The sequence below is a fragment of the Methylorubrum sp. B1-46 genome (assembly GCF_021117295.1).
GTDB lineage: Bacteria > Pseudomonadota > Alphaproteobacteria > Rhizobiales > Beijerinckiaceae > Methylobacterium.
Genome location: NZ_CP088247.1, coordinates 4,038,391 through 4,057,271, shown reverse-complemented (window position 1 = coordinate 4,057,271; position 18,881 = coordinate 4,038,391). Strand labels below are relative to the sequence as shown.

Below are 18,881 nucleotides of genomic sequence, written 5' to 3'. Positions count from 1 at the left end.
GGCCGCCGATTCTTATGTCGTGGGAACGTGCTCGAACAGGTCCGGGCGCGGGAGGAGATCCCCATGCAAGGCTCGAACCGCCTTTTCGACGATGTCGCCCGCCTGTTCACCGATGCCGCCGGAGCGGCCCAAGGGGTGCGCCGCGAGGCGGAGACGATGTTCAAGGGGCAGGTCGAGCGCCTGATCCGCGACATGGACGTCGCCACCCGCGAGGAGGTGGACGTGCTGCGCGACCTCGTCGCGGCCCTGCGCAGCCAGAACGACGCGCTCGCCGCCCGCGTCAGCGCCTTGGAGGCCCGCCTCGGCGCCGAGGCGGGGAGCGCCGGCAGCACGGAATCGGTCTGAGCGGCGGCGCCGACTCGCCGGAGACTCGGCAAAGACTCACCCTTGGGGGAAAACGCGGAATCCGGATTTCTTTGCACAGGAAGCATCGGTGGATAGCCGCGTTGCCCACCGCTGATGCCGGGGCGACGCTTTGAAGCCCGCGGGCGGCGCGGGCTATAAACGATCCGAAGTTGATTCGCCCCGGCGGAAAGGTGGAACCAAACCCTGGGGCGGTGAAATCTGGATTGAACCCCTCCGCAGGACGGAGATCGACGGGCGTCGCCTCGATTCCCGTCACGGCCCTGCTTTGACCGCCGGCCCGATCGAGCGCATCGACCGGGTCGACAACTTGGATCGCCATGACCCAGCTTAGCCTCATCGAAGACAGCGACCGGCCGGAGCACCCGCTCGATGTCGTCGAGCGCCTCGCCTCGCTGCGGGACTGGATCTTCGATCGGATCGAGACGGACGAGATGTCGGTCTCCGTTTCGGGGCGCTGGGCCGAATACCACGTTGCCTTCACCTGGATCGAGGAAGTCGAGTCGCTGCACGTGGCCGCCGCCTTCGACCTCAAGGTGCCGGAGCGGCGCCGGGCCGAGATGCTGCGCCTCGTGGCGCTGGTGAACGAGCAGCTCTGGATCGGCCATTTCGACCTGTGGTCGTCCGACAGTGTCGTGATGTTCCGTCACTCGCTGCTGCTCACCGACGGCATCGCGCCGACGCAAGGCCAGTGCGCGATGATGATGAAGACCGCCGCCGATGCCTGCGAGCGCTACTATCAGGCGTTCCAGTTCGTGCTCTGGGCCGGCAAGAGCGCCCGCGAGGCCCTCGACGCGGTGCTGTTCGAGACCGAAGGCGAGGCGTGAGCGCCGCGCGGGATCAGAACCGATGACGCAGGACCACGCCCCGCCCCCGTTCCCCACGCCCCTGGTTCTGGCCGGTGCCGGCAAGATGGGAGCGGCCCTGCTGCGGGGCTGGCTCGCGGGCGGCCTCGACCCCGCCGCCGTGACGGTGATCGATCCGCAGCCCTCCTCTGAGATCGCCGTGCTCTGCGCCGAGCAGGGCCTGCGCCTCAACCCGCCCGCCGCCGCCCCGGCCGGGGCCCTGGTGCTCGGCATCAAGCCGCAGGTCCTCGACGAGGCCGCCCCGGCGCTCTCGGCCTGGATCGGTCCCGACACCCTCGTCGTCTCGATCCTGGCGGGCAAGACCATTGCCGACCTGAAGCGCCGCCTGCCCTCGGCCCGCGCCGTGGTGCGCGTCATGCCCAACCTCCCCGCCAGCATCGGCCGGGGCGCGACCGGCGCCGTCGGCAGCTCCGAGGTCGGGGACCTGGCGAGGGCGGGAGCGAACGCGCTGCTCGCCAGTTCCGGCCTCGTCGCATGGCTCGACGACGAGGCGCTGATCGATGCGGTGACCGCAGTCTCGGGCTCGGGACCGGCCTACGTCTTCCTGCTGGCGGAGGCGCTGGCCGAGGCCGGCGTGGCGGCGGGGCTGCCGCCGGATCTGTCGGCGCAGCTCGCCCGTGCCACCGTCGCGGGCGCCGGCGCCCTGCTCGACGCCGATCCACGCGAGGCCGGGCAATTGCGCCGGGACGTCACCTCGCCGGGCGGCACCACCGCGGCGGCGCTGGCCGTGCTGATGCGCGAGGGCGCCCTCCCCGCCCTGATGCAAGAGGCGGTCGCCGCGGCCAAGCGCCGGGCGGGCGAATTGTCCGGCTGACGCCGCGGCGGGTTCAACCCGGCGACTTCGCTCCTACATGAGACGTCGAACCGAACACGGAGCACGGATCATGGCGACGGCCCCCGAGTCCAACACCGGCGGCAAGTCCGAGGCTGGTGGCAAGTCCGAGACCCATGGAAAGTCCGGTTCGTCGCAATCCGGCGCCTCGTCCAATCTGCCCAAGCCCAACCCGCGCGAGGCCGCGGTCGAGGCGCTGATGCGGCTCGCCGCCGAGCAGCCCTGGAACGACATCGAGGTCGGCGATATCGCCCGCGAGGCGGATCTGAGCCTTGCCGAGTTGCGCGACCTCTTCCCCTCGAAGGGGGCGGTGCTCGGCGGCCTGTCGCGGATCATCGACCGCAAGGTTCTGGAAGTCGACACCGCCGACCTCGCCGACGAGCCCGCCCGCGAGCGCCTGTTCGACGTGCTGATGCGCCGGCTCGACGCGATGACGCCCTACAAGCCGGCCCTACGCCGCATCGCCTTCGCGCTGCGCGGCGACGTGCTGTCCATGCTGGCGCTCAACGGGGTCGCCCTCAACTCGCACCGCTACATGCTGGCCGCCGCCGGCATCGACACGGAAGGGCCGCTCGGTCGGCTCAAGCTTCAGGGCACCGTGATCGCCTTCGCCCGCACCGTCGAGGTCTGGCTGGAGGACGACGATCCGGCGCTCGCCCGCACCATGGCCAAGCTCGACCGCGAGATCCGCCGCGGCGAGACCCTCATGGAGCGCGCCGACGATGCCCGCCGCCTCACCGCGCCCCTGCGCGCCCTCGGCCGCGCCCTGATGGAGCGCCGCCCCCGCAACGACCGGACGCCGCCCGCGAGCGACCCGGAGGATCGCGACCCGGCCGCGGCGATCTGAGCGGCGGGATTTCGAGCGGGAGGGGCGGCGCTGGAGTGCCGCCTTCCCCGGCGCTGTGTGTAACCCCACCGACAAATGCCATCTTAACGGGTTCATCCCGCGGTTGTGCTTCTTGAGAGCGAGCGCTTCGGTGGGATGCCTCGCCCATGCAGTCCAAGTATCGAAAATTTGCATCGATCGTAGCGGAGAAGATTGCTTTCTTCGCACTGGTGGGGTCGGCCTCGGGGATCGGCGCGATGATCCGGCCGGGACCTGGCCCTGATGAGTATCTGCTGCATTGGGATTCGTCGAAGATCGTCATCGGCGCCGTGATCGGTGCGACGATGGGAATCGTCGTCGGCGTGCTCGAGGCCCGGCGGTGGCTGAAACAGTACTGGGAGACGGTTCAAACCCTGGCAGCCGAGGGCAAAGACGCGTCGGTGCTCTTCGCGCCGCGATCGCGCGCTCGATCGCCGTTCGGGCCGTGATGAGCTTGCAGGGAGCGTTCGTTGCCGCGCCGCCAGTACGACGACCGCATGAAACGCCTGTGCTGGTTCTGACTGTTCGATGCAATCTGTGATGGGCGCGGCCGGGAGGGGCCCTATCTGAATTCTCCGCATCGACGGGAGATTCAGGCCCATGACGTCAACCGCCGCCCCCGGCGTCGCTCCGAAGCCCGTCCCTGCCTTCCCGCGCTACACCCGCACGGCGCAGGCGCTGCACTGGTTGACCTCGGTTCTCGTCCTCGCCGTCCTGCCGCTGGCGTGGGTCGCCACGAGCCTCGCCAAGGAGGCGGCGGCCAAGCCGGTGCTGTTCCAATTTCACAAATCGGTCGGGCTCACGATTCTCGGGCTGGTGGTCGTCCGCATCCTGTGGCGCGCCTTCAACCCGCCGCCGCCTTAGGTGAGCGAGCCGGCAGGCCTCGCCCTCATCGCGAAGATCAGCCACTGGCTGCTCTACGCGGTGTTCCTGCTGATGCCGGTGAGCGGCTTCCTGCTCAGTGCCTTCAACGGCAGCACGACGCAGTTCTTCTATCTCTTCCCCATCCCCGGCTTCGAGAAGAACGAGGCGCTGCGCAACCTCTTCCAGTCGGTCCATCTCGCCGGGCAATGGGCCGTCTACGTCCTGGTGGGGCTGCACATTGCCGGCACCGTGTGGCACGTCGCGATCCGCCGCGACGGCGTGCTCGACCGGATGCTGCCGGAGCAGGATCCGCGGCGGACGATGCGCGGGTGACGCCGGTTTGGCCGTGAACACGAGCCCTGGTCGCGGCGCATCATCCCCGAGAGCGCGATCGGGGACGGTGCGCCGCAGGTTCAGGCCTACCCTTGCCGGGCGCCGCCCATCATTGCCTGCATCCGCGAGAGCTGGGCGATGTGGCGCTGGATCAGCGGGAGCGCGCCCGCCGCGATGCGGCGCAGGGCCGGGTCCTCGCCGGCCTGCGCGTAGGAGCCGTGGATCTGGTACGCCTCCTGATGGCCCTGGAGCGAGGCATTGACGAACATGGCGTCGTAGTCGGGGCCGGGCTGCATCCCCGAGAGCTGCGACAGGATCTGGGCCTTCTGCTCGTCCGTGGTCATGGCACCGGGGCCGGCCCCGCCGGGCACACCCAGGGCGCCGCCGACGACCCCGCCCACCGCGCCGACGGTCGCCCCCGCGACACCGCCGGCCACCGCCAGCGGCGCGGCGACCAAGCCGCCGACGAGGCCGCCCGGACCGGCGGGTGCGCCGCCCGCCATCGGCGCGGCACCGAGATACGGGTCGAGCTTGCGGGCGAGGTTGACCTGCTCGGTCACCTCGGCCCGGCTGAAGGCCTTGACGCGCGGATTGCGGGTCTTGGCGTGGGCGTCGCGCGCCGTGTTCTCGAGGAACAGGCCGCCCTTCGTCGCCATGGCAAGATAGACGGGCGTCGGCATGGCACCGGCCGGCGCCGGTTGGGCCAGCGCCGTGCGGGTCACCGCCAGCGCGGCCGTTGCGGTCAGCAGAGTCGTCAGAAAATCGCGCCGATGCATGGTATCGGATCTCCCGGTCTGGATACGACAGCCAGGCGCCGATTGTCTGGGAGCGGTGCCGGAGTCTGACGGGCGAAACCTTCGCGAAATCAGCAATGTTCCTGGGATCCAGGGGCTTCGACGCTCGAAGACGCTCGGGCGATCCGTACCGGATTCAGTGCCCGCTCGTCGGGCGCAGGCGGGCCATGCAATGCACGTCGTCGAGGCGGCCGTTGCGGAACGAGGCGGCCCGGTGCGTGCCCTCGATGACGAAGCCGAATTTCTCGTAGAGAGCGATGGCGCGGGTGTTGTCGGTGAAGACCGTCATCTCGATGCGCGAGACATTGATCCAGTTGTCCGCGGTGTCGATCACCGCCGCGAGGAGCCGCGAGCCGATGCCGTTGCCGGCGAAATCCTCGTGTACCGCGATCCAGAACTCCGCCGCGTGGGCGCGCCGGCCGTAGAAGGGGCGCAGGGCCGCCGCCCCGACGAGGCGTCCCTCCCGCTCCGCCGCGAGGTGGAGATCGCGCGGCGAGCGCGGCTCGGCCCACTTCTTCACGGCCTCGAAGGATTCGTAAGGAAGTGCCAGGGTGCCGAAGCGGAAGGCGGGCTGATTGTAGATTTCGAAGAGATCCTGCGCATCGTCCTCGCGCATGGCCCGTATCGTCAGGTCCATATCGTTCCTCGTGCCGCTGATTTCAGAATTTGTCGAAGATGTTGCCTTGTTTTGCTCAGGCAATCTGAATGCTCCTCATGCTGAGGTGCTGCGTCAGCAGCCTCGAAGCACATCGCGACGGTTCTCCCGGCAACCCGATGCCGCGGGGCGATCGTTCAGGCGTGCTTCGAGGCCGAGCTTTCAGCTCGGCGCCTCAGCATGAGGTACGCTGTGCTTGCCAAAACAACGCAGGCCGGCCGGCTCGTGCGACGGTGCTCACGTCCAGTCGAAGCGCAGCGTCTCGCGGAAGGCGAAGCGCTCGATGTGGCGCACGACCACGTCGCGCAGGCCGGGCAGGCTGGCGGCGTCCTGTGCGGTCAGATCGATCGTCAGGGTCTCGGCGTCGGCGGACAGACGCGTCTCGCCGAGCGGCAGGGCGATCCGGGCGTTCGTCGCGCTGAACTCGGTCTCGAACCGGTGGGCCCAGTGCTTGCAGAGCTGCTGGAGATAGCGGCCGGCATGCGGGGTGCTGACGACGGCGTGGCTCTCGGTCATGGCGATCTCCTGGCGATCTCCTCGCGCTTCGGTGTCTGCTCAGCGCGCGGCGTGGCGGGGGCCGGCGGCGCGACGGCCGGCGGTGGCACTGCGCACGCGGAAAAGGTCGGTCGGCAGGACCGCGAACGAGGCGTCGCCGAACCATTCGAGCGAGGCTTCCGCCTGTGGCGGCAGCGTCTTCAGCAAGGCGCCGTAATCCAGCGCGCCCTCGAACAGAGCGGTCATGCCCTCGCGCCGTCCGGCCGCGGCGTAGACGTTGGCCGGCTCGAACACCGGCAGGTCGGCCCGGCTGCGCACGTTCTTGAGGTGGTAATAGTCGATATAGGGGCTCAGCCGGGCATGAGCCGCGAGCGGATCGTCGCCGCCCTCCCAGACGTGGAGCGTGTCGAAATTCACCCGGAGGTTCGGGTGATCGACCGAAGCCAGCAGGTCGAGGAGTGAGGTGGTGGTGTCGGCGAGCGTGCCGGGATGGGTCTCGACCACCAGCCGCAGGCCGTGATCGGCGAGCTGGGTCGCCGCCATCCGCAGGCGTGCCGCGACCTGCGCCCGCTCCTCCGCCGAGGCGTCCGCGCTGCTCTTGGTGCCGGCGAAGGTGCGCAGGCGCGGCGCGCCCCAGCTTCCCGCGAGCCGGGCGAGTTCGGCCGTCCGCTCGGTCAGGGTCTTTGGCGGTGCGTCGAGGGGCAGGTAGTCGCTCAGCATCGGCACGCGCAGGCCGTAGGCGGCGAGCCATTCGGCGTGGTCGCCGGGGCCGAGATTGCGGGCGTGAACCCCCCACAACTCGATCCCGTCGAAGCCGTGGCCGCGGGCGAAGCGGGCGAGTTCGCCGATCGACACGAGATGATGGCGAAAGCTGATGGTGCAGAGGGCAACTCTCATGCGGGGAGCCTTTCGCGGGAGGGCGGCGCGGCGTTTCCGAGGTCAGGGCTTCTCTGCCGCCACGCGGCGTAGGCCGCGGCGAGCTGCCGCTTGATCGCGAATTCCTGCGCATCGAGGGCATCGAGCCGCGCGAGGACGGGGGCGAGTTCGGCCGCGTCCCCTGTCCGGGCGAGCTTCAGCACGGCGTAGTGCAGGGCGGTGAGGCCGTTCACCAGGGCCTCGATCTCGTCGCAGATCCGCTGGAATTCCGGGTCCGGCCAGCGCAAGGCGCGCCAGAAGAAGGCGAAGCCGTGCTCGTAGGCCCATTTGCGGATGGTGATGACCGGCAGTTCGCGCAACGCCTCGCCGAGATCGGTCAGCTTCAGGCCGCCGCGCCCCTCGGCATGGGCGAGCACGATGGCCCGCGCCGCATCGATCAGCGGGTTGGCGTCGAGCCGGAAGCAGGCATCGAAGAAGGCCGCCAGATCCGTGTCCCTCGGCGGATGGGCGCGCGAGGGATCGAAGCGGTAGCCGCCGGCCACGCTCGGCTGGCGGATGGCGTTGAGCATCCGCTCGCGCTCGATCATGCCCTCCCAGCGGAAGTCGGGGTCGCGCACCTGCCAGAGGTCGGGATCGCCGGAGAGCGACACCAGCAGGTAGTGCGGGAAGGGGTTCTGGTTGAACTTGTTCTCCCGCTCCGGGAGGTGAAACATGTCGAGCATCACCATGATGCACTCGTTCGGTTCCCGCCGCTCCATCAGGTCGAGCAGAGTGGCGACGTTCTCGTCCTTCGAGCGGGAATGGTCGTACCAGGGCACGAGCGGCACGCCGTAGAGCCGCTCGAACCAGTAGCGGAACGACTCGTGATCCATCGCGTCCGAGTGGTAGGCGAGCTTCGACCCGTCGGTGATCGCGAACTCGGCATCCCAGATCAGGGCGTAGAACGGACGGTGATCGATGCCGCGGCGTTTCAGCCCGTCGCAGACGCAACTGACGAAGCAGTGGATCTTCAGATCGTAGGGCATCGCCCCGTGGACGCCCTCGGAGGGGGCCTCCGGTTCGGCGGCGACCGGTGCGACCGCTTCCGCGCCCGGTGCCAGGAGGCGGGCGAGGTCGGCCACGGTCGAGACGTCCTGCCGGTTGATCGCCTCTTCCGGCACCGCCACGCCGTGCGTCATCTCCAGTGCCAGGATGAGCTGAAGCAACTGCACGGAATCGAGGTAGAGATCCTCGTTCAGCCGTGCGTCGGGCCCGAACCCATCGAGATGGGGATGGCGCATCTCCTCGCGCAGGACCGTGCCGATCGCGGCGATCAACGTCTCGTTGCTCACGCCACCGCCTCCAGGCCGCCGTCCCGGTACTGCGCGGCGACCGCGCGTCGCGAAATCTTGCCGTTGGCCTCCCGCGGGATCGCGCCGACCTGCACCGCCTCCACCGGCACCTGATGGCCGGCGAGCCAGCGGCGGCACCAGTCCTGAAGGGTGCGGGGCGGCACGGGGGTGTCGGCGCTGAACAGCAGCGTCACCCGCTCGCCCGCGAACGGATCGGGCCGGGCGAAGGCGACGGCGTCGGTGACGCTGGGCAGCGCCATCACCACGTCCTCGACCTCGCCGGGATAGACGTTGAGGCCCGAGACGTTGATCATGTCGTCCCGGCGCGCGACGAAGACCAGCATGCCGTCGGGTTGGAGATAGCCGAGATCGGCGGTGCGAATCGTGCCGCCCTCCCCCTCGACCACGATCTCCGCCGGGGCCTCGGGACCCGTTCCCGCGCGGACGCGGTGATGCGGCAGCGGGCGGCCGATGGCGTCGGCGCGGCGCAGATACGGATTGATCGCGATGCAGCCGGCTTCCGAGCAGCCGTATTGCTGGAACAGGTGGGTGACGCGCTCCCGGATGGCGGCAAACCAAGGCGCGGGCAGGAGCGTGCCCGAGACCATCGCCGCGTGGATCGTCTCGCCCTCGGGCATCAGCCGGGCCAGCGTGTGCAGCATGGCCGGCGCCGTGTAGAGCACCGGGCGCTCGATCTCGCGCAGGCGGCGCAGGAGATACTTTGGATTCGTGGTGTCCACGATCACCGGCACGCGACCGCGGCGTAAGCCCACGAACAGGCCGCAGATCAGCCCGTAGGAATGGGTGATCGGGCAGGCGATCACGGGAGTCATCCCGTCCGGTTCGGTGAATGACGAGACGTAGCTCTCGACCTCCCGCTCGACCGCGCTCCAGGGGCGGGCAATGCATTTGGGCGCGCCGGTGGTGCCGGAACTCATCTGGAGCAGCTCGCCCTCCCCCGGTGCCGGCGGGGGGGCGGCGGTGAGGGCCTCGCCTTCCAGGCTGTCGAGGAACAGGCGATGGCAGCCGGCCCGTTCGGCGAGCCGGCGTGCGCCCTCATCCGGGAGCGCCGGATGGATCGGCAGCAGGCTCGCGCCATGCCGGCGGGCGGCGAGGATGAAGGCGAGGCTCTGGGCGGTGTCGCGGAAGCGCGCGGCGATGCGCTCGCCGCTGCCGCCGCGCAGGGCCGCCGCGTCCGCGACGCGCCGGAGGGCGGCCTCCATCTCGTCTGCTGGGATGGTGCGGCCGTCGATCTCGATCATGCAGGCTCCGGAAGGGGCGTCGGGGCAAGGAAACAGGGTGTTGGGTGCGTGGAGGCTGCTCCGCGCCTCGCCGAGCCCGAGCTTGCGCGACAGCAGCGCCTCAACCCGCAGCCGCGGCGCCTCGACGGCGAGGCGGGCGAAGCGCGCCTCCAGCCCGTGCTCCGCAGCGTGGCGCCGCAACCGCCGGCCGAGCTGGCGCCAGAAGCCCGCCTCGTCGAGGCCGTGCCGGCGCGTCAGAAGGCTAGTGATCTCGCTGAGGTTGAAGACGAACAGGCTGTCGGTGACGAGTTCGGCCAGCGTCGCGGCTGAGCGCATGGCGTGGAAGCGGTCGTCGGCCGGGCCGGCATGGGCGGGGTCGATCGCCCCGAAATCCGGCACGCCTGCCGGGTCAGTCACGAAGTCGGGGGTGTATTCCGCGCTCTCGTGAAAGTCGCGTAGGATCACCCGTTCCGGCCAGCCGTCGCGGTGGACCAGGATCATGTTCTGGCCGTGCGCTTCCAGGGCGACGCCGTGGGCGGCGAGCAGGTGCCAGACCGGCAGCACCGCGACTGCGACCAGACGGTCGAGCCAAGCGTCGCGGCCGTACCGTTCGAGCCAGGGCCCGACGAACGAGCGGCCATCCGCCTCGCACACGGCCAGCGCGTTGAAGGGCACGGCCGCCTCGTCGGGCGCGAGGCGCGGGCTCTCCCGCCAGATCGCGGCGAGATGGCCGGCGAGCGGCCCGTCCCGGTCGGCTAGCACGGCGGCGTATTCACGCAGCACCGTCACTTGCTTACGCAGTGTGGGGTCGGCGGCGACGATTTCCGCGAGCCAGTCCGACAGGGCCGGGCCGGTCAGCACGAAATGCGGATCGAGGATGCGCAGGCTCGAGGTCGAGACCACGCTCAAGGACAGCTTCACGCTCGCGGCGGACGGATCGTCGTGGTTGTGCAGGGTGCGCAGGGATTGGCTCGCGACGTAGCGCGGGCCGGCGGTGCCGAGGGCGACCGCACGGCCCTCCGCCAGCCAGGGGCGCAGGGCGTCGCCTTCGAGCCGGCGCATCTGCCAAGGGTGGACCGGCAGCAGCGCGTGCGTGCCGAGGGTGTGCCCGGCCGTGCCGAGACGGTCGGCCAGCACGTCCCATTCCCCGCCGAGTTCGGCCCGCCAGAACGCGGCTTCCGCGGCCGGTCCTGCGAGAGCGATCGTGTCGCGGCGGATCGCCAGCCATGCGAGGCGGAACGGCGCAGCGGCCTCGGGCCCGTAGCGGCGGTGATCCTCCAGGCTGAAGCCGGTGCGGGCCTTGAAGCTCGGATGGTAGGGATGGCCTTCCCAGAGCGCTGCATCCAGCGCGGCGAAGGGCAGAGTGCGGCGCTCCGGCAGCGACAGGTTTTCGGCGTTCCAGCGGCAGAGTTCGACCGTCTGGTCAAGCTCCGCCAGCAGCCGCGCCCGGTGCTCGGGAGCGGCTGGCAGGGCCTCGACGAGGGCGGCGAGATCGGCCGGTTTCCAGCCCCCCTCCCCGTTCGCCATCTCGACCGAACCGGGGGCGAGGCGAGGGCGGCCGAAGGCGCCGAGCGTGCCCGTCGCGCGGAAGCGGTGTGGGCCGAGACGCCATGCGATCCGATCGGAGGCGCCGACAGGTCCGCGCTCGGCCAGCCCCTCGAACAGGACGGCCTCCGCCAACTGGCGCAGGACGCGCGTCTCCGGCGGCTCCCTTTCGTCACGAAGCGAGGGCATGGCCGGCCTCGCCCCGAGCCGCCGCGCGAAGCGGGTTCGGCATGTCGATGTAGTTGCCGCGGCCGTCGCCCGAGGCGAGTTCGTCGCGGTCGCACAGGCGCACCCGCAGGTTGGCCTTGGTGCAGAGCGTCGGCCCGTCGAGCACCGAACGGGCGAAGGCGCGGCCGGCGCCGGTCAGGCGGCGCGCCATCGCCTCCAGGCGGCGGGCGAGGTCGTCGAGGAGCGTTTCCTCGCGCGCCAGTCCGTCATGGCCCATCCGGGCGATCACGGAAAAGATCTGGTTGACCACGAGATAGTAGGCGAGGCGTCGGCGGATCTCTCCGTCGGCGAAGTAGAGCGAGGCGATCGAACCGGTCTCGGGCGCGTCGCGCAAGAGACGCGGGCGGGCGGCCTCCGAGAGGTAGAAGCCCTGGTTGTCGCGGTAGATGCCGCGCTCCGGCCAGCCGGAGGCCACATCCAGCAGGGCGTTCTGCTGGTGGGCCTCCAGCGCGATGCCGTGCCCGTCGTAGAGGGCGACGACGGGCTCCAGCATGCAATCGAGATAGCGGCTAAACCACGTGCGGGCGGCCTGGGCCCGGTCGGCCGCGCCCTCCGGGCAGATCTGCCGCAGGAGCGCTTCCAGCCGCGAGAGGCGGCCCGGCAGCGGCTCGGCGGTGAGTGCCGCCAGGGTGGCGACGCCCCGCTCCGCGCCGTTCCGGAAGGGGTTTTCGCGCAGGACCGTCTCGAAGCCGCTCTCCTCGCGGCCGGGACAATGCAGGGTGAGATAGGCGGGGTCGGCCAGGATCCGGAAATTCGGATGGCGCGCGCCGAACCCGCTTTTTGCCAGCAGCCGTGCCATGGCGACCCCGGCCTTGAGTTCGGCGAGCCGGTTCACCCGCAGCGAGTTGGTGAGGGTGACGGGCAGCGAGAACTTTGCCATCCACGGGCTCTCGGCGGCGTAGACGGTGCGCAGCGAGGAGGTCGCGGTGAAGCGCGGGCCGAAGGCGCCGAGGGGCCGCAGGCGGCCCGCCTCGACGAGCGCCGCGACGTGCGGCTCCAGCATCAGCGCCTCGGCCTGGAGCGGGTGCATCGGCAGGGCGATCTCGCCCGCGCGCAGATCCAGGCGGGCGGCATCCGAGCCGATGAGGTCGAGGGCGAGGTCGGGCGCGGCGCGGGTCTCCGCCGAATCGTGGCGCACGAGGCTCGCCTGCGCCGCGAACACGGCGAGCCGGAACGAGCCGCCCTCCTCCGGCGCGTAGGTGCGGGCCTGCCAGGTGGTGAGGCCCTGCCGACTCTTGGGCGTCGGGTGCAGCCAGTGGCCGAAGACGAGGGCGCGCTCGGCGGCGATGAAGCCGGTGGCGTCCGCCTCCCGCTCCGCGAAATCAAGCAGGCGTGCGGTCTCGCGGTAGCTGTCGAGCACGCGCCCGAGCAGTTCCAGTTCGCGTTCGCGGGCGGTCTCGCCCCGGCCCTCGTCGGCGCGGGAATAGGCCTCGCCGAGAAGCTCCTGAAGCGCCCGCATCGGCGCCACCGCCCGCCAGCGCGGTTCGTGCAGGTGACGCGTCCAGAGACGGCCGAAGGCGTGCGCGCCGCACAGCGACGGGGACAGGATCTCGGCGCGGATCGCGAGGCGACGGCTGCGCAGGTTCCACTCGACGCAGCGTGCGGGCGGGCCGTCCGGCAGCGCGTGGCGGACCCGGATGCCGGGGTCGATCTCGCGTAGATATCCGTTGGCGAAGCTGCGGAAGGCGGCCGCCTCGGCCACGGCTTGAGACGATGGTGGCATGATCCTCAAAACCTCATCCTCGAAAGGAGCCTTCGGGGCCGGCCCCGGCCGTTCTGTCGATCGACGGCGCCCCACATGGCGCGTCGGCGGCCCCGCACGCGGATGACGGCGGCCATCCGCGTGCCGGCGCGCGGGCCTCACCGCCGTCGTGCGGGCTGACGGCGTGCCGAACTCACCGTTGCGGAGAGGGGCAAAAATCGATGCGCGGTTCTGTAAGTGGGAAGAAGATGTTGGGAGAAGCGTAAGAGTAAGAAAATTGCTTATTGTTGTACTTGCTCATCGGACTGAGGACTCCCTCGAATCGCGCAAAGCTGAGTTCGTGTTGCGCAAACTTCGAGTGTGCGTCAAGCGAAGTCGATCCGATTGGAATTGTTCTTGATATAGGGTGGTGTGGCGTTTGTTGTTCCGTTGCAGTTGCTTGGCGGTGCGGATGCCCTTGATTTATTCTTGCCCGTTGCGGGCTTCGCCTTGAGGTCGACCGCTTGCCACGGCGTCCCCTCGAGAAGCGGCGCGTATAACGCCCGATCGGTGGTTGTGCCGCGTCGCCGCCTCGTCGCGGCGCCCATCATGCCGCCGGCTCCGTTCGGGCCGGGGCTCGATTTCCGATCTCGGTTTCCGCCGCGCCGGGTGGCTCGGGCAGGTGAGGCGCCTGCCGCGCGGCAACGGACCAGCCTGTTGCCGATCTGCAACGAGATGATGAAATGGTCTCGATGCTTGAGTTGTAATAATTCTTGTCTTCAGCTTCAGGCCGTCATTTCGACTGTTCGTCCAACGCGTTGCGAAAGCGCCGGCATCTAGACTGGAAATTATACAAGCTATTGCGGGACTTGCATCGTTCGCCCCTCTCGTTCTGGTCGCTCCTCACTGATCGAACGGTGCGGGATCATCTGTGAGCGACGGGGCCGATGTCATGACGGGAGGGGCGGCGGGGGTGTCGATCGACGCCCTGTACCGGCACGAGGGCCTGAAGCTCCGGCGCTTCCTCGGCCGCCTGCTCGACAACCCGGCCGATGCCGCGGATGCGAGCCAGGAAACCTATATGCGCATGGTCGCCGCGCTCTCGCGCACGAGCATCGAGCACCCGTCCGCCCTGCTGTTTCGCATCGCCACCAACGTGGCCCTGCGGATGCGCAACCGCGGCCGGCTGGAACGGACCCTGTTTGCGGCGAAATGCGAGGCGGAACTGGCCGAGGTGGCCGACGGCTACGCTCTCCCGGAGCGGCAGGCGATCGCCCGTCAGGAGCTGCGGCGCCTCGCCGGGGTGATCGACGCGTTGCCGCCCCGCTGCCGCGAGGTGTTCCTGCTCAGCCGCCTCGACGGCCTTCCCAACGGGGAGATCGCGTTGCGCCTCGGCATCTCCCGCAACATGGTCGAGAAGCACATCATCAAGGCCCTCCTGCAGTGCCGCCGCAGCCGCCTCGATCTTTTTTGAACGAGTCGCATCAGGAGACCGCGATCTCGTTGATCTAAGGGGGTAGGACACCCGCGCGGCGCCATGTCGGGCTGCCGGAAGCCCCCGGGGGATGAGACGTGGCCGGCAGCGACGGGGCAGAGGCCGACGGGATCGATGACGGGGACGATCCGATCGAGCGCGCGGCCGCAGCCTGGGTCGCGCGGCTATCCTCCTCCGACGCCACAGAGGCCGACCACCGGGCGTTCGAGGCGTGGCGCGAGGCCGATCCGGCTCACGCGGCGGCCTATGCCGAGATGGATGCGCTGTGGCGCAGGCTCGGGCAGCTTCCCGATCCCCGCCCCCGCAGGGGCCCTCTCGAGGAACCTGCCAAGGGACCTCCCGAGGGGTCGCTCAAGGGATCGCCCAAGGGGTCGCCGAAGACGCTCTCGGGCCTGGCTGCCCTCGCCCTGATCGGAGGCGGGCTGGCGTATGAGGTCGGGCTCCTCGACCGGCTGCGCGCGGATCTGTGGAGCGATGTCGGCACCATCGCGCACGCGACGCTTCCCGACGGCAGCGGGGTCGCGCTCAATACCGACACGGCGATCGCGGTGCGGTTCACCGCGCAGGAGCGCGGGATCGCTCTTCTGCGCGGCGAGGCCAGCTTCGATGTCGTGCCCGATCCGAACCGCCCGTTCGTCGTGCGCGGCGGCGGCCTGAGCGTGCGCGCGGTCGGGACCCGCTTCTTCCTGCGCGCGGACGGGGCGGGCCGCCCCGTGGGGGTGGCGGAGGGCCGGGTCGACGTGTCGGGGCCGAGCGGGCGTGCCGTGGTCTCGGCCGGAGAGGAAATCCGTGTCGGCGGCGGCGCCCTGCAGGTGGCGGCGGCCGATGTGGAGCGCGACCTGGCTTGGCGCGACGGCCGGCTGATCTTCGCCGGACGGCCGCTGGCGGCGGTGCTGGCGGAACTGGACCGTTACCGCCGCGGGCGCATCGTGCTGCTCGATTCCCGGCTCGGTGAGCGGCGGGTGACCGGCGCCTTCGACGCCCGCAACACCGACGAGGCCCTCGACGTGATCGCCGCGACCATGGGCGCCCGCATCCGGCGCCTCTCGCCCCTGCTGGTTCTGGTCGGATCGCCCCTGTGAGGTCGGCCGAAAAAATTCGCGCGCGCCACGTCAGGAGTTCGCGCGCCCGTTGATCTTCATCATCGAGGGCGCGGATGACGCGACGCGTGCCGCCCCTCGCGATGGATCGATGGGGCTTTGGCATGGCGTCGCGTGCGCGCAGGTTTTCACGGGGCCGGGTGGCGGGGCTCGCGCTGGCCGGCGTGTCGGTCGCGGTGATGGCACAGGCGGCTGTCCAGGCCGGCGAGATCACCGCTGAGGCGAAGCGCCCGCGCGGCCCGGCGGCGCGCACGATCCTGGCCGAGGCGCCGATGGCCGCTGACCCGGTTCGCCTCGCCATCCCGAAGGGCTCGCTGGAGCGCGGCCTCGTCGCCTTCACCGAGCAGGCCGGGGTCAAGCTGGTCTACCCGACCGAACTGACGGCGCGGCTGGAGACGCAAGGGCTTGCCGGCGAGTTCGCGCCGATCGAGGCCCTGACCAGGCTCCTGGAGGGCACCGGCCTCACCTACCGCCCGGCCGGCGCCTCGACCATCACCCTGGTCAACCCGCGCTACGTCCAGCTCGGCGCGGAGGCCGCGGGCGCGGTGCAGCTCGACGAGCTCCATGTCCAGGGGCAAGGTCAAGGTCGTGCTGCGACCGCCGGCCTGCCGCCCGCCTCCGGCACCGTCGGGCAGCCGCCCGTCCCCTATGCCGGCGGCCAAGTCGCGACCGGAGCCCGGCTCGGCGCGCTCGGGAACCGCTCCGTCCTCAAGACCCCGTTCAACGTGACGAGCTACACGGACAAGCTGATCCGCGACCAGCAGGCGCGCACGGTCGGCGACGTGGTCCTGAACGACCCATCCGTGCGGATCGATGTCCCAGCCTTTAGCGAGCGCGACTCCTACTTCATCCGCGGCTTCTCGGTGACCAACGTCGACACCGCCTTCGACGGTCTGTTCTATCTCACCAACGCGCGCCGCCACTTCGTCGAGGGCATCGAGCGCGTCGAGGTGCTGAAGGGGCCGACCTCGCTCCTGAGCGGCGGCATCGGCCGCGTCGGCGGCACGATCAACCTGATCCCCAAGCGTGCCTACGACGAGCCGCTGACGCGGATCACGACGACCTATATCAGCGACGCGCAGATCTGGACCCATGCCGATCTCGGACGGCGCTTCGGCGACTTCAAGGAATGGGGCGTGCGCTTCAACGGCGCCTATCGCACCGGCGCCACGGCCCTCGACAAGAACGAGATCGAGGTTGGCGTCGCGACCCTCGGCCTCGACTATCGCGGCGAGCGCTTGCGCGCCTCGCTCGACCTCGTCCATTCCAACCAGAACATCACCGCGCCCGTCTCGATCTTCAATACGGTCGCGCCGAACATCGCTATCCCCCGCGCGCCGAACGGGCGGATCAACACCGCGAGTTCGTTCGAGTACAACGACAGCAGCTACGGCATGGCCGCGGGCCGGGTCGAGTACGACCTGCTGCCCGACACGACGCTCTACGCCGCGGGCGGCATCAGCCGCTACCGCGAAGACTCGCTCTCGTCCTTCTACCAGATCACGGGGCCGGCCGGCCAAGCCACCAACTCGCTGGCCATCGCTCCGATCGAGCTGCAGGGCCTGACCGGCGAGATCGGCCTGCGCTCCAATTTCCAGACCGGCATCATCGGTCACCAGTTCACAGTGTCGGCCGTCGAGGCGGTGAACAAGAACTTCTCGCGCGGCTACGTCGCGCCGAGATTCCCGACCTTCCAGACCAACATCTACGATCCCGTCTCCCCACCGTTCGGTTCGATCTCCAGCTTCGGCTTCCCGCGCTCCAGCCGGCAGCCGCTCTTCAACGATCTCTCCGTGCGCAGCGTGGCGGTGGCCGACACCCTGTCGCTCGGCGGCGACCGCGTCCTGCTGACGCTGGGCGGACGCTATCAGGAGATCAACCTGAAGAGTTTCGCCACCCGCCCCGGAGCGGATTTCGGCAATCAGGTCTCCGGTTACACCGAGGGCCGGATCAGCCCCGTCATCGCCCTGGTGGTGAGCCCGTTCGACAACCTTTCGTTCTACGGCAACTACATCGAGGCGCTCGAAGTGGGGCCGACCGCGCCGAATACCGGGGCGGTGGATAATCCCGGCCAAATCTTCCCGCCGGTCGTCAGCACCCAGAAGGAGGTCGGCGCCAAATACGATTTCGGCACCGTTGCCGTGACGGCCTCGCTGTTCGAGATCGAGCAGCCGAACGCCTTCACGGCCGGGCGGCTCTTCACCGTCAACGGCCTCCAGCGCAACCGCGGTGTCGAGTTCACGGCCTTCGGCGAACCCGTGCCGGGGGTGCGGCTCGTCGGCGGCGTCACCTTCTTCGACGCGCAACTGGCTCGGACGGCGGGCGGCACGTTCGACGGCAACGCCGCACCGGGCGTTCCCGACACGGCGTTCAACCTCTACGGCGAGTATGATCTGCCGCCGTGGCTTGCGCCGGGCCTGACCCTGACCGGCCGGGCGCTCTACACGAGCAGCGTGTTCTTCAATCAGGCCAACACCCAATCCGTCCCGGACTGGACCCGCTTCGATGCCGGCCTGCGCTACACCTTCGAGGGCGTGAACGGGAAGCCGGTGGTGATGCGTGCCGTCGTCGAGAACGTGTTCGACAACGCGTACTGGGCCTCCGCCACCCGCGGCTTCCTCGCCGTCGGCGCACCGCGCACCTTCATCGTGTCCGCCTCGGTTGATTTCTGAGGGGCTGACCGCTCGATCCAGCTATGCCCGCCCTGCCCCGGCGTCGTGCCGGGGCGCCCGGTCTTAACCCGCGCCGTCTGCCGCTGAAACGGGCAGATCGCTGGGGTGACTTGCCCGTCCCCTGACCAGCGCCGCCCACCGCGGCGGCGGTTGCCGCCAAGCTGACCGGTCGGTGCCTTTTGTGGCTTCTGGCACGCGTCCTGCAATGTGGTTTTTGACCGCTTTGATGGATGCGTGGGAACTCGGGAGCCTCAGTGTGGTCGGAACAATGGACCGCAGACGGTTTCTGCAGGTCGCCCGGCAGGGCGATGCCGCCGCTGTGGGATTTGCCCAGGTCGATCCCGATTTCCTGATTGTCTCGGCCTTTGCGCAAGCGGGTAAGCCGCTGCTCTCCTCTCGGCCGAGAACATCACCGGCGACTGGGACCCGACCGCCCACACCACGCTCTCGCAGAAGAACATCGAGGGCTTCGTGATGGGCTTCCTGACCCGCACGCCGATGCCCCTCGATGACCCCTGCACGGTCGTCGACGAACTCGCCACCGACATCCAGCTCCTCGACCCCCACCGCCTGCAGATCAAGCTGCGCAAGGGCGTGCATGTCCACGACGGCAAGCCGTTCGGGCCGGAGGACGTGAAGGCGACT

The 18,881-nt window shown here is 69.8% G+C and carries 16 protein-coding genes and 2 pseudogenes; 10 read left to right on the top strand and 8 right to left on the bottom strand.

The window, feature by feature from the left end; translation table 11 throughout:
• Nucleotides 1-63: 63 nt before the first annotated feature.
• The 6 genes and pseudogenes from LPC10_RS18930 to LPC10_RS18905 all read left to right on the top strand — a co-directional run bounded on the left by LPC10_RS18930 (nucleotide 64) and on the right by LPC10_RS18905 (nucleotide 4,123).
• Nucleotides 64-345, top strand: a complete 282-nt coding sequence (locus LPC10_RS18930) for an accessory factor UbiK family protein (protein WP_026105500.1) — start codon at nucleotides 64-66, stop codon at nucleotides 343-345.
• Nucleotides 346-683: 338 nt separating this feature from the next.
• On the top strand, nucleotides 684-1,190 hold the full coding sequence (locus LPC10_RS18925; protein ID WP_003607101.1) for a YbjN domain-containing protein: 507 nt from the start codon (nucleotides 684-686) through the stop codon (nucleotides 1,188-1,190).
• A gap of 22 nt (nucleotides 1,191-1,212) precedes the next feature.
• Nucleotides 1,213-2,043 carry a pyrroline-5-carboxylate reductase gene (gene proC, locus LPC10_RS18920; protein WP_231343928.1) on the top strand — a complete coding sequence of 277 codons (831 nt, stop codon included), beginning with the start codon at nucleotides 1,213-1,215 and terminating at the stop codon, nucleotides 2,041-2,043.
• Between the two features lie 70 nt (nucleotides 2,044-2,113).
• The gene (locus LPC10_RS18915) at nucleotides 2,114-2,908 is read left to right on the top strand and encodes a TetR/AcrR family transcriptional regulator (RefSeq protein WP_231343927.1); all 795 of its coding nucleotides are present in this window, start codon (nucleotides 2,114-2,116) and stop codon (nucleotides 2,906-2,908) included.
• 146 nt (nucleotides 2,909-3,054) lie between these two features.
• The gene (locus LPC10_RS18910) at nucleotides 3,055-3,375 is read left to right on the top strand and encodes a hypothetical protein (protein WP_231343926.1); all 321 of its coding nucleotides are present in this window, start codon (nucleotides 3,055-3,057) and stop codon (nucleotides 3,373-3,375) included.
• A 151-nt stretch (nucleotides 3,376-3,526) separates the two neighbouring features.
• Nucleotides 3,527-4,123 (top strand): annotated as a pseudogene (locus tag LPC10_RS18905) (cytochrome b).
• 86 nt (nucleotides 4,124-4,209) lie between these two features.
• On the opposite strand, the gene LPC10_RS18900 reads toward LPC10_RS18905, so the two are convergent.
• The 8 genes from LPC10_RS18900 to LPC10_RS18865 form a co-directional block, all read right to left on the bottom strand.
• Nucleotides 4,210-4,899, bottom strand: coding sequence for a DUF4142 domain-containing protein (locus tag LPC10_RS18900; protein WP_133090084.1), 690 nt, complete (start codon nucleotides 4,897-4,899; stop codon nucleotides 4,210-4,212).
• 154 nt (nucleotides 4,900-5,053) lie between these two features.
• Nucleotides 5,054-5,554, bottom strand: coding sequence for a GNAT family N-acetyltransferase (locus LPC10_RS18895; protein WP_231343925.1), 501 nt, complete (start codon nucleotides 5,552-5,554; stop codon nucleotides 5,054-5,056).
• A 255-nt stretch (nucleotides 5,555-5,809) separates the two neighbouring features.
• Complete coding sequence (locus LPC10_RS18890) at nucleotides 5,810-6,088, bottom strand: DUF2218 domain-containing protein (protein WP_231343924.1); 279 nt, start codon at nucleotides 6,086-6,088, stop codon at nucleotides 5,810-5,812.
• Nucleotides 6,089-6,127: 39 nt separating this feature from the next.
• On the bottom strand, nucleotides 6,128-6,964 hold the full coding sequence (locus LPC10_RS18885; RefSeq protein WP_231343923.1) for a sugar phosphate isomerase/epimerase: 837 nt from the start codon (nucleotides 6,962-6,964) through the stop codon (nucleotides 6,128-6,130).
• Nucleotides 6,961-8,274 carry a DUF6005 family protein gene (locus LPC10_RS18880; protein WP_231343922.1) on the bottom strand — a complete coding sequence of 438 codons (1,314 nt, stop codon included), beginning with the start codon at nucleotides 8,272-8,274 and terminating at the stop codon, nucleotides 6,961-6,963. The genes LPC10_RS18885 and LPC10_RS18880 overlap by 4 nt, the downstream gene beginning before the upstream one ends.
• The gene (locus LPC10_RS18875; RefSeq protein WP_231343921.1) at nucleotides 8,271-11,249 is read right to left on the bottom strand and encodes an IucA/IucC family protein; all 2,979 of its coding nucleotides are present in this window, start codon (nucleotides 11,247-11,249) and stop codon (nucleotides 8,271-8,273) included. The genes LPC10_RS18880 and LPC10_RS18875 overlap by 4 nt, the downstream gene beginning before the upstream one ends.
• Complete coding sequence (locus tag LPC10_RS18870) at nucleotides 11,233-13,011, bottom strand: IucA/IucC family siderophore biosynthesis protein (RefSeq protein WP_231343920.1); 1,779 nt, start codon at nucleotides 13,009-13,011, stop codon at nucleotides 11,233-11,235. Before LPC10_RS18870 ends, LPC10_RS18875 begins: the two co-directional genes overlap by 17 nt.
• A gap of 344 nt (nucleotides 13,012-13,355) precedes the next feature.
• Nucleotides 13,356-13,580, bottom strand: a complete 225-nt coding sequence (locus LPC10_RS18865) for a hypothetical protein (protein ID WP_231343919.1) — start codon at nucleotides 13,578-13,580, stop codon at nucleotides 13,356-13,358.
• A gap of 341 nt (nucleotides 13,581-13,921) precedes the next feature.
• Here LPC10_RS18865 and LPC10_RS18860 point away from each other — a divergent pair, with 341 nt between their 5' ends.
• The 4 genes and pseudogenes from LPC10_RS18860 to LPC10_RS18845 all read left to right on the top strand — a co-directional run.
• A complete protein-coding gene (locus LPC10_RS18860; protein ID WP_231347093.1) occupies nucleotides 13,922-14,443 on the top strand; it encodes an RNA polymerase sigma factor in 522 nt (173 codons plus the stop codon).
• Between the two features lie 98 nt (nucleotides 14,444-14,541).
• Complete coding sequence (locus tag LPC10_RS18855) at nucleotides 14,542-15,546, top strand: FecR domain-containing protein (protein WP_231343917.1); 1,005 nt, start codon at nucleotides 14,542-14,544, stop codon at nucleotides 15,544-15,546.
• Nucleotides 15,547-15,668: 122 nt separating this feature from the next.
• Complete coding sequence (locus tag LPC10_RS18850) at nucleotides 15,669-18,236, top strand: TonB-dependent receptor (RefSeq protein WP_231343916.1); 2,568 nt, start codon at nucleotides 15,669-15,671, stop codon at nucleotides 18,234-18,236.
• A 226-nt stretch (nucleotides 18,237-18,462) separates the two neighbouring features.
• Nucleotides 18,463-18,881, top strand: a pseudogene (locus tag LPC10_RS18845) (ABC transporter substrate-binding protein); the annotation flags it as partial.

Bases quoted from the DNA above. Each gene is read 5' to 3' on its own strand.
- LPC10_RS18930 (WP_026105500.1), top strand. From the start codon at position 64: ATGCAAGGCTCGAACCGCCTTTTCGACGATGTCGCCCGCCTGTTCACC.
- LPC10_RS18925 (WP_003607101.1), top strand. From the start codon at position 684: ATGACCCAGCTTAGCCTCATCGAAGACAGCGACCGGCCGGAGCACCCG.
- proC (WP_231343928.1), top strand. From the start codon at position 1,213: ATGACGCAGGACCACGCCCCGCCCCCGTTCCCCACGCCCCTGGTTCTG.
- LPC10_RS18915 (WP_231343927.1), top strand. From the start codon at position 2,114: ATGGCGACGGCCCCCGAGTCCAACACCGGCGGCAAGTCCGAGGCTGGT.
- LPC10_RS18910 (WP_231343926.1), top strand. From the start codon at position 3,055: ATGCAGTCCAAGTATCGAAAATTTGCATCGATCGTAGCGGAGAAGATT.
- LPC10_RS18900 (WP_133090084.1), bottom strand. From the start codon at position 4,899: ATGCATCGGCGCGATTTTCTGACGACTCTGCTGACCGCAACGGCCGCG.
- LPC10_RS18895 (WP_231343925.1), bottom strand. From the start codon at position 5,554: ATGGACCTGACGATACGGGCCATGCGCGAGGACGATGCGCAGGATCTC.
- LPC10_RS18890 (WP_231343924.1), bottom strand. From the start codon at position 6,088: ATGACCGAGAGCCACGCCGTCGTCAGCACCCCGCATGCCGGCCGCTAT.
- LPC10_RS18885 (WP_231343923.1), bottom strand. From the start codon at position 6,964: ATGAGAGTTGCCCTCTGCACCATCAGCTTTCGCCATCATCTCGTGTCG.
- LPC10_RS18875 (WP_231343921.1), bottom strand. From the start codon at position 11,249: ATGCCCTCGCTTCGTGACGAAAGGGAGCCGCCGGAGACGCGCGTCCTG.
- LPC10_RS18870 (WP_231343920.1), bottom strand. From the start codon at position 13,011: ATGCCACCATCGTCTCAAGCCGTGGCCGAGGCGGCCGCCTTCCGCAGC.
- LPC10_RS18865 (WP_231343919.1), bottom strand. From the start codon at position 13,580: ATGATGGGCGCCGCGACGAGGCGGCGACGCGGCACAACCACCGATCGG.
- LPC10_RS18860 (WP_231347093.1), top strand. From the start codon at position 13,922: ATGACGGGAGGGGCGGCGGGGGTGTCGATCGACGCCCTGTACCGGCAC.
- LPC10_RS18850 (WP_231343916.1), top strand. From the start codon at position 15,669: ATGGCGTCGCGTGCGCGCAGGTTTTCACGGGGCCGGGTGGCGGGGCTC.